Source organism: Gramella jeungdoensis, assembly GCF_023805255.1.
GTDB classification, from domain to species: Bacteria; Bacteroidota; Bacteroidia; order Flavobacteriales; family Flavobacteriaceae; genus Christiangramia; species Christiangramia jeungdoensis.
On sequence record NZ_JAMSCK010000004.1, the window covers coordinates 387,934 to 401,629 of the forward strand.

The window sequence follows — 13,696 nt, forward strand, 5'->3', positions numbered from 1 at the left end:
CTTAAGCGATTACAAATCATTTAAAATACATCAATGAAAAAATTATTGATTATTACACTGCTATTTGCGGTGAACCCGGCTTTATTCAGCCAGAACAACATATCGGGTACCATAAGAAATGCTGAAACCAATGAACCGGTTTTCAGTGCCAACATATATTTCCCTCAACTTGAAAAAGGTACGATGACAGACCTTGAAGGAAACTTCAGCATTGGCAATATTCCGCAGGGAAGGTATAAAATGGTTATTTCATCTATAGGTTTTGCCAGCTATACTCAGGAAATAAACATTCCATCTGAGGAGATCCAGATCAGTCTCAAGCCTTCTGCCATAGAAATGGAAGAGGTCATCGTTTCCACCCCTTTCCACCAGTTACAAAGTGAAAATGTTATGAAAGTTGACCGGGAAAGTGTTTCAGAACTCAACCGTAAAGGTGCGGTAACTCTTTCAGACGGGATATCCCAAATTGAAGGAGTAAACAATCTCACTACAGGTGTGGGAATAGGGAAACCCGTTATTAGAGGCCTTAGTTCCAATCGTGTGCTTGTCTATACCCAGGGAGTAAGACTTGAGAACCAGCAATACGGAGATGAACACGGGCTGGGTATAAACTCCAAGGGAATTAGCAGTGTGGAGGTGATTAAAGGACCGGCATCTTTACTTTATGGTAGCGATGCGATTGGCGGGGTTCTTTACCTTAATCCCGAAAGATATGCCACAGAAAATTCGTTTGGTGCCGAACTTGAATCAGATTATTTCAGTAATACTCTGGGATACCAGGCCAGCTTGATGGCAAAGACTTCTGCAGAGAAATTAAAGTTTCTGGTAAGAGGAAGTCTTGCTTCCCACAGCGACTATAAAGGTGGGGATGAAGTGCGGGTCACTAACACACGCTTCAATGAGAGAGATCTTAAAGCAGGTATAGGTTTTCAGGATAAAAAATACAAGGGAGACCTACGATATAATTTTAACAGAAGCGAAATAGGTATTCCTGAAGAGACGGGTCTTCAGTCAACCGAAAAAGAACCACTACTCCCCTATCAGAAGATAGACAACCATGTTCTTAGCCTGGATAATAAATTCTATTTCCGCAATTCCAGTCTGGACTTGAAGATCGGATATCAGTTCAATGACCGTAAGGAATTTGAAGAACACCATGAAGAAGAACATGAGGAAGAAGAACATGAGGAAGAGGAACATGTGGAAGCAGAGGACGCCCATGAAGAAGATCTTGAACCAGCCCTTGAAATGCACCTGGAAACCTTTAATTATAATTTTAAGTACAATCTTCCTAAGATCGGCAATTTTGAAACCATCGCAGGAATTCAGGGAATGTATCAGACCAATGAAAATTATGGGGAAGAATTGCTTATACCAGACGCAGAAACCCTGGATTTTGGCGTTTTTGCCACTACTCATTACCACCTGGAAAACTGGGACTTTCAGGGAGGCTTGAGATTTGACAATCGTTCTCTGAACTCTGAATCCTATCAGACCGAAGGTGGAGACATCGTAGAGAGTATAGATCGTAACTTCAACAGTATAAATGGAGCACTTGGGGCAAAATACCAGTATGAGCAGAAATTAATTGTAAGGCTTAATCTTGCCAGCGGATTTCGCGCACCCAATCTTTCCGAGCTTACCTCAGAAGGAGTACACCACGGTGCAAACCGCTATGAAAAAGGAAATGCTCAACTGGACAATGAACAGAATTTCCAGGTGGACCTTGCACTGGAGTGGAGAGCCCGCCATTTTGAGGCTTTCGTAAATGCCTTCAATAATTCCGTAACCGATTATATTTTTATAACTCCTACCGGTGAGACTATAGAATCCAGCCCGGTATTTGAATATACACAGGCGGATGCCAGCCTTTATGGAGGAGAAATAGGTCTCCATATTCACCCGCATCCGTTGGACTGGCTTCACCTGGAGAGCAGTTTTGAAACGGTAACCGGAAAATTGAAGGATGGAGCTTATCTCCCGCTAATCCCCGCCAATTCTCTTACCAACACTTTCAGGGTAGAATTTGATAACGGAAAGTTCTTAAAAGAAAAATATGCCTTTATCAGATTAAAGAATGTATTTGATCAAAACAACCCCGGAATGTTCGAGACAAGAACCGGAGGATATGGATTACTGGGTGCAGGACTTGGAACTGTTCTGGATCTGGGAGGTTCCAGTCTTAAACTTGGAATCAATGGAAATAACCTGCTAAATAAAACTTATATTTCCCATATGTCACGTCTTAAGCCAGACAATATTTATAACATCGGGAGAAATATCATGATCTCGGCATCCTGGACCTTATAAAAAATAAAGGCTGCCAAAATTGGCAGCCTTCCCTTTAACTAATTAAGCAAACACTAATAACTTTCAACTTCAATAACCTGAGGTTTTAAAGGTTCTTTCTTCCAAACGTAGGTATAAAGGTACATTAGTGTAAAAGTTGGAATAATATCGGTTCCCGGAAGGATCTCTTCAATGAATACAAGCACAGATGCCAGCTTTCCTTTTCTACCCGGATACATTTCACTCATCTTCTTTGCCGCATAAGGCGCCCATAGAAGATCCAGAAAGGGACCGATAACAGGAATTGCCACGCTGGCCATTCCCACCAGATCATAAGCAAGTCCTTTTACAAAAGTTTTATTTCTGAATAATTTCATCCTTTGATTTTTACTCCTGTAAAATCAAATAAGATGCCAAACTTCTATCTCAGGTCCGAACTAATGAGTTTCAGAAATTCTTCCCGAGTCTCAATTTCCTTGAACTGCCCTCTGAAACCGGAGGTTGTGGTAGCACTGTTCTGCTTCTGCACCCCGCGCATCATCATACACATATGTACGGCCTCTATCACTACTGCGACTCCCTGAGGTTTCAGGGTCTTGTTCAGGCATTCCAGTATATCATGTGTTAGTCTTTCCTGTACCTGCAAACGCCTTGCAAAAATATCCACCACCCTGGGTAACTTGCTGAGGCCGATAATCCTTCCATTAGGAATATAGGCGATATGTGCTTTGCCAAAGAAAGGCAACATATGGTGCTCGCATAGGGAATAAAGCTCAATATCCTTTACCACCACCATCTCATCATAACTTTCCTTAAAGATGGCCTTTTTCAGGATCTTTTCGGCATCCATAGAATAGCCCTGGGTTAGGAATTGTATCGCTTTTGCCGCCCTTTCGGGAGTTTTCAAAACTCCTTCCCTTTCGGGATCTTCACCTACACCCTGAATTATCTCACGGAAATTATTCTTTAGGTTTTCAGTGACCTTGTGATTGTACTCTTCAAAATATTTATATGCCATTCTAGCCTGTTTGTTTTAGTTTATCTGAAAATAACTTGTTTAATTTCGTGATCTTAGGATCAATAATATACTGACAATAAGGTTGCTCACGATGCCTGTTGTAAAAATCCTGGTGCTCCTGCTCTGCTTCGTAAAAAGCTGATGCTTCAGTCACTTCGGTTACTATTCGATCTTCAAATGCCCTTTCCCTCTCAAGCAGATCTATCACTTTTTCAGCTACCTCTTTTTGTTCTTCGTCATGGTAGAATATCGCGCTCCTGTATTGGGTCCCAACATCATTTTGCTGGCGGTTCAGAGTTGTAGGGTCGTGAGTAGCAAAGAATATTAAAAGGATCTCTCGATAATTTATTTTCTCAGGATCAAATAATATCTGAATAGCTTCGGCATGACCAGTTCTTCCGCTTATCACCTCACGATAGGGCGGATTCTTAATCGTTCCACCGGTGAAGCCAGATCTCACATTTTCAACGCCCTCCAGTCTCTGAAAAACTGCTTCCGTACACCAAAAGCATCCTCCTGCCAAAGTAGCTTTCTTCAGATTTTTCTCTTTCATAAACAATCTTCAAAATTTTGTTTATCAAATTTAGTTTTTAAATAAACAAAACAAAGAATGTTTAACGCGATTTTATGGAATTCTTTTGCCCATATTGATGAACAATAATACATTTGAGCGGATTTCAATTAATTCATCAATCAATGCCCAAAAATTACTGCTTTTTTTATTTATTTTTCATTTTCAGCCTTCTTTCGTTCTCACAAAATCAGGAAAAAAGAAAAGTCTATACCACACATAAAATTGAAAATCCGCCCAGAATAGATGGAATTCTGAATGAATCTTTATGGAACCAAGCCGAAACTGCCGGCGATTTTGTTATGGTAGAACCGGGAGATGGTGACCCCATCCCCCTTTCCCATGAGACAAATGTTAAACTACTATACGATAATGAAGCTCTCTATGTGGCGGCTATTCTAAAAGAAGAAAACCCTGAAAGGGTAATTACCCAATTCACCCAGAGAGATAATCTGGACCAGGCCGAATTCTTCCTCATGGATATAAATACCTACGATGACGGGGAAAACCAGACCCGATTTATCGTTACGGCCGCAGGCACTCAAGCCGATGCGCGGATGACCGGGGATAATGAAGACTATAGCTATAACGTGGTATGGGAATCGGCAGTATCACAGGACGAAAATGGATGGTATGTAGAAATGAAGATCCCCTACTCTGCTTTAAGATTTCCTGAAAAGGATATTCAGACCTGGGGAATTCAGTTTTACCGGGAAATTAAACATCTTAATGAAGGTTATGTATGGAATTACATTGATAAATCTGTAGGACAGATCAGCCAGTATACCGGACTTTTAAAGGGAATTAGGGATATAGACCCCCCGGTTCGGCTTAGCCTGTATCCATATATTTCAATGGCATCTGAAAGGTATAATGGAAATGACGATTTTAATTTTAATGCGGGAATGGACCTGAAGTATGGGATCAATGATTCCTTTACACTAGACATGACCCTTGTTCCCGATTTTGGACAGACGGCCTATGATGAAGTGGAACTAAACCTGGGGCCTTTTGAACAGGTTTTTGGGGAGAACCGTGCTTTTTTTACAGAAGGAACCGAACTTTTCAATAAAGGAGATCTTTTCTACTCCAGGCGTGTGGGTAGTACACCTATAGGCTACAATGAGGCACAAAGGGAACTCCTGGAAAACGAGAAGATAATTGACAATCCGGAGAAGACCGACCTTATTAATGCGCTGAAAATTTCAGGAAGAACGGATAGAGGTCTTGGCGTTGGGTTTTTTAACGCGATCACCGATAAGGAAGAGGCCATCTTCAGAGATACTGTTACTGGGAACACTCGTAGGCGAATTACAGAACCTGTAGCGAATTATAATATTCTTGTTCTGGATCAACGGTTCAATAAAAATTCTTCCATTTCTCTGGTTAATACGAATGTAACCAGAAATGGCAGCTTCAGAGATGGGAATGTTACCGCCTTTCTGTTTGATATTTTCAATAAACAGAATTCGTTCAATTTTAAAGGCCAGGCTAAAATGAGTAACGTTAATCTGCCCGGCCAGAACAAGACCGGCTTTGCATCTATGTTTTCAGTAGAAAGAACAAAAGGAAATTTTAGATACGAAGTGGGCCACGAATTTGCGAATGAGACTTATGACATTAACGATATGGGAATTAGTTTCATTAACAATTACAATAATTTTTCCTGGGGTGGCTCGTATCGAATCTTTGAACCCAAAGGAGCATATAACAATTATCAGATTAGGATTTACGGTCAGCACCTTAGAAGATACAGACCAGATATCTCAGTGAATACAGGGATGGGCGGCAGTTTCTTTGCTATGACTCGTAAACGCTTTGCATTTGGAGGAGCCCTGGAGATAAATTCTGAGTTCAGGGATTTCTTTGAACCCCGAGCCGAAAACACTTATGTACTCTATAAACCCTTCGGCGGAGGCCGATTCTTTGTTTCTTCAGATTACCGTAAAAGGTTCGCTTATGATGTTAGGGTGTATTACGAAGATTATTATAAATCCGCCCAAAACAGCTTTAATTTGGATATCGAGCCACGCTTCAGATTCAATGATAAATTCAGCATGGTTTATGATTTTGAATACGAATATGAAAATGACCGCCCAAGTTATGTAGACCAGTCCCGGAATATGATCATTTTTGGGACCAGGGATCAAAAAAGTATTGAGAATTCTATCAGCGGAAGTTATAATTTCAACACAAGACAGGGACTAAATCTCAGCTTCAGACATTTCTGGTCTACCGCTATTTTTGCTGAAGGGGAATTCTCCAGGCTTGCCGAAGAAGGATCTCTCGACCCAATTGAATATAGTAAAGAACAAAATAATCCCGACGCTAATTTTAATATATGGAACCTGGATCTTAGCTACAGGTGGCAGTTCGCGCCGGGAAGCGAAGCAGTACTACTGTACCGAAATGCGATTTTTAACCAGGATAAGCTTAGCCAGCTTGGTTTTGAAGAAAGCCTGGATAACCTGTTCGCACAACCGGCCAGACATAATTTAAGTCTCAGGGTGGTTTATTATATAGATTATAACAGGGTCAAGAACTTATTCCGAAGTTAAGCTTGGGGAATCTCCCTAATTTGGCTATTTTCGGAGCTCTTATTTTGTGATAAATGATCATTGCCCAAAATATTCATAAATACTACGGAGATCTTCATGTTTTAAAAGCGGTTGATCTTCATATAAAGAAAAGTGAAATTGTTTCGATTGTTGGAGCCTCGGGTGCAGGAAAGACCACTCTGCTGCAAATACTCGGAACTCTGGACCGACCTTCAAAAAAGGAAAACTCACAATTAGAAATAAACGGCACCGACATCTATGGGCTTTCATCCCGGGAACTCTCGCGCTTCCGAAACAAACATATTGGGTTTATTTTTCAGTTTCACCAGTTATTACCAGAATTTACAGCTTTGGAAAATATCTGTATCCCGGCATTTATTCAGAATACTCCTAAAAAGAAAGCAGAAAAAAGAGCCATGGAACTGTTGAGTTTTTTAGGGCTGGAAAATAGAGCCTCCCACAAACCGGGAGAACTAAGTGGGGGTGAACAGCAAAGAATTGCAGTGGCAAGAAGCCTTATTAACAATCCTGCCGTTATTTTCGCTGATGAGCCCTCAGGAAATCTTGACAGCGAATCGGCAGAAAACCTTCATCAGCTTTTCTTCAGACTTCGTGATGAATTTCAGCAAACCTTTGTGATCGTTACTCATAATGAGGAACTGGCTAATATGGCCGACAGGAAACTCACCATGGTAGATGGTGCGATTATTCATCATTAAATCATACTTTAAGATAACAACTTAGCATGGTGACCAGATAGGCTAATGCTCCCAGGAGGATGAGCACAGAAAAACCTGCCTCAACAGCAATTATAGTAGCCAGCGAAGTACTCACAACAGATAAGCAGCCGTTTATTCCCCAGGCCCAGGGCACTTCCTGTTCATTCTTTTCGGAAAGATAACGCAATCCCAGAGGAAAAGGCATTCCCATAAAAAAAGCCGGAAGACCTATAAGAACCAGGGAAACGACCATTTTAACTCCTCCAGCCAGTCCCATCCCCATCTTCAAAACCCATGGCAGACCGAATGCATATAAGACAAGTATCCCTGTTATTATCAGGAGAATTGTCCGCATACTTATAGGGCCCTTTGGCAAATTTTCGGAAAGCCAGCTTCCTGCTCCGGATAGCAGCAACATAACACTTATAACGGCCGCCACTGAATAAACTGGATGACCAAGGAAAAGGATGAATCGCTGTATAAGCACGATCTCTACAAACATAAACCCAATCCCTATCCCCGCAAAATAAAGCAGCGTCCAGGTCATATTTTGTATTTTTCTCTTTAAAAAGAATAATGGAAGGATTATCAGTATAAACGCCAGTAATAATGATTGCAGGAATGTTACTCCAACAATGAGATATCCCAGTTCAAAAAATGAAGCAGACTGGCCTCCGAACAATTCCTGTAGATGCGAAAAACTTTTCCATTTCAGGAATTGAGAGAAATACGGCTTTTCATCAGTGGCCGGTTTGATATTGAAGTCATAGGTTTCATATAAATCTTCCCTTTCATCAGCAAGTAGCTGATCGTTAAGCCGGAACAGGCTTTGATCCTGAAGAGCATTATATTTATCTCTCTCACCCGGCGAAATGTCAGGAAGCAGCAGAGGATCGAACGATAATCGCTCACAAAACTCCCTGACTTTTCTTATTTCTCCTTCGGTAAATGCTTCTTTCTTCAGTAAATAAGTAATGGTGTTCCAGCTTCGAACGGCGACCAGATGCTTTGAAGGATCTGAAATACTCTTATCAACCAGAGTTTCCACCAGTGTGGCAGTGATCTTGAGAGGATTTCGATAAGGATAATCCATCCAGACTGTCACACTAATAAGTCCGTTATTTTCAAGATGATCAAATATTGATAAAAAGCCATCGATGGTAAAGAGGTATTCCTCCTGAATCGCCTGCAAACCAGCTGTCCCGCCAAACGCTCCAATATCGGGAAGACTAACCAGATCATATTGCTCTTCCGATTCAGAAAGAAACGAACGGGCATCCTGCTGATAATGCTTAAAACTATTATCCGGATCGATTTTTTCAGAGGAAAACTGAGTAACTAAAGGATTTGCTTCCACATGGTCTACGTGGACTCCTCCATTCCTGCTATAATAAAGGCTCCTTATGCCTGTGCCCGCATCCAGAACCAGTATTTTTTCAGGAGTGGCAATCTCCGTAGCCAAGGCTGAAGTAGTGTAATTATGGATCTCACTGTCTTCTTCTGAAGCAAGTACAGCTCCGGCCCAGTCTCCATTATTAAATATTGCATCAGTTACAGGGACTTCTCCCGTATAAGAGAGACTAAGTCCCGGGGCATATCGAAGTACCGGAGAAGAAACATACTGTACCCAACCATAAGGACTATTCGACCCAGCCTTTATTTCTGTATCAGGTAAATCTAAAGTACGGCTCAGGCTTTTATATTGAGATAGTTTCAGGGATAAAGGAGATTGAAAAGTGAAAAAAAAGCAGATTACTAACATTATCAATATACTACTCCCCCACCAGATACGCTTTTCATAGGGTATTACAATACCTGCAGAAATTATTGCAAGAATTCCGGTGATAAAAGGTATCTCAATCGGTAAAGCGTTCCAGAAAAGGACAATAGCAAGTATTCCACCTAATCCCGAACCAACCAGGTTACTAAAGTATAATTTCCCGATCCTGCTGGTATATTTTATAAATGCCATACCTATGGCTAAAGCACAGAAAAAGAAGGGAACAAAGAAAAGTAACTCAAACAACAACAGTCGCCATATCTCCTTTTGCTCCACAAACAACAAATAGGTGTCGAAGCTAGCGAAAGGCTGTGAAGACAGCCAGATACTTAAAGACATGAAAATACCTGAAAGTACCATGAACAAAGGAAGCAAAAAGCCTATATTTTCAATAAGACGTTTTCGAAATAAAGCGAGAAAAGTACCAGCCCCTCCAAATCCCAATAGTGCAATTGCTATCACCATATAAGCAAAATGATACCATTGGATAATTGAAAGATATTGCATGAGGCTTAACTGGTAAGCGATCATGGATGCTGAAAGCAGCCCGATAGAAACCAGGAGTCGTTTAAAGGAAAAAGATCCCATCAGTTACGGGTAAAAGGAACAAAACGCACGGGAAGCAGATTTTTTGTTTTCCATTTCCCATCCTTCTTTTTTTCAACCAGCATAAGTTGTTGAGTGGTAAAGGGCGCACCCACCGGAATTACCATTTTTCCACCTTCTTTTAATTGTTCTATTAAGGGCGGAGGAATGTACTCTGAAGCAGCCGTAACCACGATGGCATCAAAGGGAGCATGATCTTCCCATCCATAGAAACCATCACCTATTTTGGTGTTTATATTGCTATAACCGAGTTTTTTTAAATTACTTTTCGCGTTCACACCCAGCGGTTCTATGATCTCAATAGTATAAACCTCATCTACGATCTCTGCCAGCACCGCTGCCTGGTATCCTGAACCTGTACCTATTTCCAAGACTTTCATTCCAGGCCGGGGTCCGATTAACTCGGTCATATAAGCCACAATATATGGCTGAGAAATTGTCTGTCCATGCCCAATAGGAAGAGGACGATCCTGATATGCGCTTCTTACCTGGTCTTTTGGCACAAGTCTATGGCGTTCAACTTTTCGCATAGCATTTAGAGTAGCCTTATTTTCTATTCCTCTTGCCGCGATCTGCCGTTCCACCATTTGACTTCGACTGCGTTGATACTTATCCTGTTGGGGATAGGGCACGTAGAAAAACAGTAAAATAAACAGTATGAAAAAACTACCTTTCATTTAACACATCTTACTCATTATCAATTAAATATACGCAAAATACAGCTGAATCAGGATTCTTGGATGACTAAGTGCATACAAAACGGAAAGACTTCTAAAACCGAAATGGTCTTCCTTCTGAAATTATATCTTTGCACCCCAGAAAGAAAGGTCTATATATGAAATTATCGCGAACAGCGCTAAAGGAATTCCTGGATGAAAAGGTTAAGGAATATAATACTCCGAAGTTCATTGAGTCTGATCCTATCCAGATACCTCACCTGTTTCAGAAAAAAGAAGATATAGAGATCGCGGGGTTTTTAACAGCAACTATTGCCTGGGGAAACAGGAAAAGTATACTGAAAAATGCCGAAAAACTGGTTAGGTTGATGGATATGAGTCCAAATGATTTTATTATTAACCACGAAGAAAGAGATCTTGAAGATCTGGAGGGTTTCGTTCACAGAACCTTTAATTCAACAGATCTGAAGTATTTTGTGAGGTCATTAAAAAACATATACATCCATCATGGTGGGCTGGAGAACATATTTGAGAAATATTCTCAGCACCATACTCTACAACCCGCCATTCATCATTTTAAAAATGTTTTTTTTGAGTTGCCTCATGAAAAGAGAACCGAAAAGCATGTTAGTGATCCTTTAAAGAATTCGGCGGCCAAACGTATTAATATGTTTCTAAGGTGGATGGTAAGAAAAAATAATACCGGAGTTGATTTTGGAATATGGAAGAATTTGTCTCCCTCCCTGCTCTCCTGTCCTCTTGATGTTCATTCGGGAAATGTTGCCAGAAAGCTTGGACTTTTAAAACGTAAGATGAACGATGCAAAAGCCCTGAGCGAATTGGATAACAACCTGAGAAAAATGGATAAAGAAGATCCGGTAAAATATGACTACGCATTATTCGGGCTTGGTGTTTTTGAAAAAGGCCTTTTCTAGTTTTTGCTATTCTAGTTTTTTTTAGTTTTCTTTAACAATTAACAAAATCATGATTTTCAATGATTAGTCCCCCCTTACCAGCTAACGAGGACAAAAGGCTTGAATCCATACGTAAGCTTGATATCATTAATTCTTTCGCAGAGGAAACCTACGACAGCATTACTAAACTTGCCAGTGAGATCTGCCAGACTCCTATTGCGCTTATTTCTATTTTAGGTTCAGAAACAAACTGGTTCAAGTCTAAACAGGGAACCGATATCCCGGAATCTGATCGAAAAATCTCTTTTTGTGGTCATGCCATCCTCAAACCAGAAGAATTATTTGAAGTTCCTAATACCCTTGAGGATATACGTTTTAAAGATAATCCGTTGGTGACGGCGGGGGAAAATGGGATAAGGTTTTATGCCGGGGTTCCTATTCTTGATGCTGAAGGATTGCCTCTAGGAACACTTTGTGTTCTGGATTCCAAAGAGCACCGTTTGACTGAAAATCAAAAGTCGGCCCTTAGAACTCTTGCTAAACAGGTTGAATTACTTTTTGAGTACAGAAGGAAGAATCAGGCACTGGAAAAGATGAAGAACGATCTGGATGAAACCAATCGTATTTTACGTGAGTTTGCCAGTACGGTATCGCATGACCTTAAAATGCCTTTAGCCAATATGATCATCACTGCCGATATCCTAAAAGCTAAATATTCTAAGAAAATGGATAGTGAAGGGATAAATTATCTCAATTATCTGAAGCATTCGGGCTTAACTCTAAGCGAATATATAAACGGGCTTCTGGATCATTACTCCAGCAGCAATCTTGAAGATGATACCAGCCATGAGTTCTTTTTGAACGACTTACTGGAAGATATTATAGATTTGCTACAGATAGACCAGAACTGCGAAATAAACCTGCCGGATAATAACCTTTTAATCCATGGAAACAGCGCTGCTTTAGGCCAGATCTTCATGAACCTTATTAGCAACAGCATTAAATATAACAGCAGTGAAAAGATCATAATTGAAATAGATTGTACTGAGAACAGGGAGTTCTATAATTTTAGTATAAGCGATAACGGAATAGGAATCCCAAAAGAAAAACAGAACTATATATTCGAACTTTTTACAACCGTAGCCGATAGGGACAGAGAGGGTAAAAAAGGACATGGAATAGGTCTTTCAACGGTAAAAAAGCTTGTTGGTAGCCTTGGAGGAAATATCCGACTAACATCAGAAGAAGATGAAGGAACTCATTTTGAGTTCAGTATAATGCGAACAAAGCTGGTAGATTAGGATTTTTTTATAATAATTCTGCTGAATTTTAGATATCTTGTAATCAACTATTTGGGGAGATGCAACATAAATTAGTTCCATTCAATGAGAAGCTAAGGTTAGCTGCCTTGAAGGAGTATAACATCTTAAATTCTGGACCGGATAAGGATTACGATAACCTTACATTTCTGGCAGCTACGGTATGCGAAGTTCCCGTCGCCCATATTAGTATTATCGATAAAAAACGTATCTGGACCAAATCGATTTACGGAGCCGATGCAACGGATATCCCTCGTTCCGAATCCTTTTGTGACCGTGTGATACATCAGGATGAACCAATTGTTTTCTTCAACAAATCGACCCATCCAAACATATTTACAGGATCAAAAGAACTCTTTAGCCAGGATTTTCAATTTTATGCCGGGATTCCGCTGTACAACCCTCAGGGGCATGCAATTGGAGTATTCTGTGTTTTTGATACCAAAGAAAGAAAACTTACACAACGCCAGATAGAAGCCCTTAAAGCACTTGCAAGCCAAACGATGAACCTTTTTGAGTTCAGAAAACAAAAAAATAAGCTTTACGAGGTACAAAAGAAACTGAAGCAGAAGTACAAGGAACTTGAACGTTTTGCCAGCCTTGTTTCTCATGATATTAAATCTCCACTGGCAAATATCATTTCCCTGAGTGAATTGCTTAAAGATGAGAACAAGGGAAAATTTGATGAAGAAACCGAGCAATATCTGGAATTCCTTGTTGAGTCATCATATTCCCTCAGAAATTATGTAGATGGAATTCTAAGCTTTTATCGCAGTGATCATGTAATGGAGAAGGATTACGTAAATGTAGATCTACATAAGCTCTTGAAGGGTATTGTGGACCTATACCAGGTCTCTGATGATATCAATATCACCTATCCCGATGATGTGATGCTTCATAATGTCAACAAAGCCGCTCTTACCCAGGTTTTTCTAAACCTTATTAGCAATGCTCTTAAATATAATAATAAGGAAGAAAGGAAGGTAGACGTACGCTTTTCAAGGAATGAAGAGTATTATTTTTTTGAAGTAGAAGATAACGGGCAGGGAATTCCCAGGGAAAAGGTCAAGGATATTTTTGATCTGTTCACCACCCTTGATAACACAGACAGAGAAGGAAATACAGGTAGCGGGATAGGTCTTGCAACCGTAAAGAAACTCATAGAATCTATGGGAGGCTCCATCTCTGTAGAATCGGAACCCGGTGAAGGCAGTAACTTTAAATTCCGAATAAAAAGGATATAGC

The 13,696-nt window shown here is 40.3% G+C and carries 11 protein-coding genes; 6 read left to right on the forward strand and 5 right to left on the reverse strand.

Features of this window, described 5'->3' with window-relative positions; all coding sequences use genetic code 11:
- The first annotated feature begins 33 nt into the window (after nucleotides 1–33).
- On the forward strand, nucleotides 34–2,310 hold the full coding sequence (locus NE848_RS12700) for a TonB-dependent receptor (RefSeq protein ID WP_252114152.1): 2,277 nt from the start codon (nucleotides 34–36) through the stop codon (nucleotides 2,308–2,310).
- 53 nt (nucleotides 2,311–2,363) lie between these two features.
- Here the strand turns inward: NE848_RS12700 and NE848_RS12705 are convergent, their stop codons facing one another.
- Genes NE848_RS12705 through msrA form a run of 3 tightly spaced genes read right to left on the reverse strand, consistent with a single transcriptional unit; the run spans nucleotide 2,364 to nucleotide 3,860 of the window.
- Entirely contained in the window at nucleotides 2,364–2,666 is a 303-nt protein-coding gene (locus NE848_RS12705) for a hypothetical protein (protein ID WP_252114154.1), read from the reverse strand.
- 44 nt (nucleotides 2,667–2,710) lie between these two features.
- A complete protein-coding gene (folE, locus tag NE848_RS12710) occupies nucleotides 2,711–3,307 on the reverse strand; it encodes a GTP cyclohydrolase I FolE (protein WP_252114156.1) in 597 nt (198 codons plus the stop codon).
- A 1-nt stretch (nucleotide 3,308) separates the two neighbouring features.
- Nucleotides 3,309–3,860 (reverse strand): peptide-methionine (S)-S-oxide reductase MsrA, encoded by a 552-nt coding sequence (msrA, locus tag NE848_RS12715; RefSeq protein ID WP_252114158.1) that lies wholly within the window; start codon nucleotides 3,858–3,860, stop codon nucleotides 3,309–3,311.
- A 143-nt stretch (nucleotides 3,861–4,003) separates the two neighbouring features.
- Here msrA and NE848_RS12720 point away from each other — a divergent pair, with 143 nt between their 5' ends.
- Both NE848_RS12720 and NE848_RS12725 read left to right on the forward strand, forming a co-directional pair.
- On the forward strand, nucleotides 4,004–6,436 hold the full coding sequence (locus tag NE848_RS12720) for a DUF5916 domain-containing protein (RefSeq protein WP_252114160.1): 2,433 nt from the start codon (nucleotides 4,004–4,006) through the stop codon (nucleotides 6,434–6,436).
- 53 nt (nucleotides 6,437–6,489) lie between these two features.
- Nucleotides 6,490–7,155, forward strand: coding sequence for an ABC transporter ATP-binding protein (locus tag NE848_RS12725; RefSeq protein WP_252114162.1), 666 nt, complete (start codon nucleotides 6,490–6,492; stop codon nucleotides 7,153–7,155).
- Nucleotide 7,156: 1 nt separating this feature from the next.
- Here the strand turns inward: NE848_RS12725 and NE848_RS12730 are convergent, their stop codons facing one another.
- Complete coding sequence (locus tag NE848_RS12730) at nucleotides 7,157–9,523, reverse strand: spermidine synthase family protein (RefSeq protein ID WP_252114164.1); 2,367 nt, start codon at nucleotides 9,521–9,523, stop codon at nucleotides 7,157–7,159.
- On the reverse strand, nucleotides 9,523–10,218 hold the full coding sequence (locus NE848_RS12735; protein ID WP_252114166.1) for a protein-L-isoaspartate(D-aspartate) O-methyltransferase: 696 nt from the start codon (nucleotides 10,216–10,218) through the stop codon (nucleotides 9,523–9,525). Before NE848_RS12735 ends, NE848_RS12730 begins: the two co-directional genes overlap by 1 nt.
- A 158-nt stretch (nucleotides 10,219–10,376) precedes the next feature.
- On the opposite strand from NE848_RS12735, the gene NE848_RS12740 reads away from it, so the two are divergent.
- Genes NE848_RS12740 through NE848_RS12750 form a run of 3 tightly spaced genes read left to right on the forward strand, consistent with a single transcriptional unit; the run spans nucleotide 10,377 to nucleotide 13,695 of the window.
- A complete protein-coding gene (locus NE848_RS12740; protein ID WP_252114168.1) occupies nucleotides 10,377–11,153 on the forward strand; it encodes a TIGR02757 family protein in 777 nt (258 codons plus the stop codon).
- 59 nt (nucleotides 11,154–11,212) lie between these two features.
- A complete protein-coding gene (locus tag NE848_RS12745; RefSeq protein WP_252114170.1) occupies nucleotides 11,213–12,433 on the forward strand; it encodes a sensor histidine kinase in 1,221 nt (406 codons plus the stop codon).
- 59 nt (nucleotides 12,434–12,492) lie between these two features.
- Nucleotides 12,493–13,695: a sensor histidine kinase gene (locus NE848_RS12750; RefSeq protein ID WP_252114172.1), complete on the forward strand. Its 1,203-nt coding sequence runs from the start codon at nucleotides 12,493–12,495 to the stop codon at nucleotides 13,693–13,695.
- The last annotated feature ends 1 nt before the right edge of the window (nucleotide 13,696 follow it).

What these genes read in the sequence shown, in the direction of transcription:
- NE848_RS12700 (WP_252114152.1), top strand. Translation starts at nt 34, where the DNA reads ATGAAAAAATTATTGATTATTACACTGCTATTTGCGGTGAACCCGGCT.
- NE848_RS12705 (WP_252114154.1), bottom strand. Translation starts at nt 2,666, where the DNA reads ATGAAATTATTCAGAAATAAAACTTTTGTAAAAGGACTTGCTTATGAT.
- folE (WP_252114156.1), bottom strand. Translation starts at nt 3,307, where the DNA reads ATGGCATATAAATATTTTGAAGAGTACAATCACAAGGTCACTGAAAAC.
- msrA (WP_252114158.1), bottom strand. Translation starts at nt 3,860, where the DNA reads ATGAAAGAGAAAAATCTGAAGAAAGCTACTTTGGCAGGAGGATGCTTT.
- NE848_RS12720 (WP_252114160.1), top strand. Translation starts at nt 4,004, where the DNA reads ATGCCCAAAAATTACTGCTTTTTTTATTTATTTTTCATTTTCAGCCTT.
- NE848_RS12725 (WP_252114162.1), top strand. Translation starts at nt 6,490, where the DNA reads ATGATCATTGCCCAAAATATTCATAAATACTACGGAGATCTTCATGTT.
- NE848_RS12730 (WP_252114164.1), bottom strand. Translation starts at nt 9,523, where the DNA reads ATGGGATCTTTTTCCTTTAAACGACTCCTGGTTTCTATCGGGCTGCTT.
- NE848_RS12735 (WP_252114166.1), bottom strand. Translation starts at nt 10,218, where the DNA reads ATGAAAGGTAGTTTTTTCATACTGTTTATTTTACTGTTTTTCTACGTG.
- NE848_RS12740 (WP_252114168.1), top strand. Translation starts at nt 10,377, where the DNA reads ATGAAATTATCGCGAACAGCGCTAAAGGAATTCCTGGATGAAAAGGTT.
- NE848_RS12745 (WP_252114170.1), top strand. Translation starts at nt 11,213, where the DNA reads ATGATTAGTCCCCCCTTACCAGCTAACGAGGACAAAAGGCTTGAATCC.
- NE848_RS12750 (WP_252114172.1), top strand. Translation starts at nt 12,493, where the DNA reads ATGCAACATAAATTAGTTCCATTCAATGAGAAGCTAAGGTTAGCTGCC.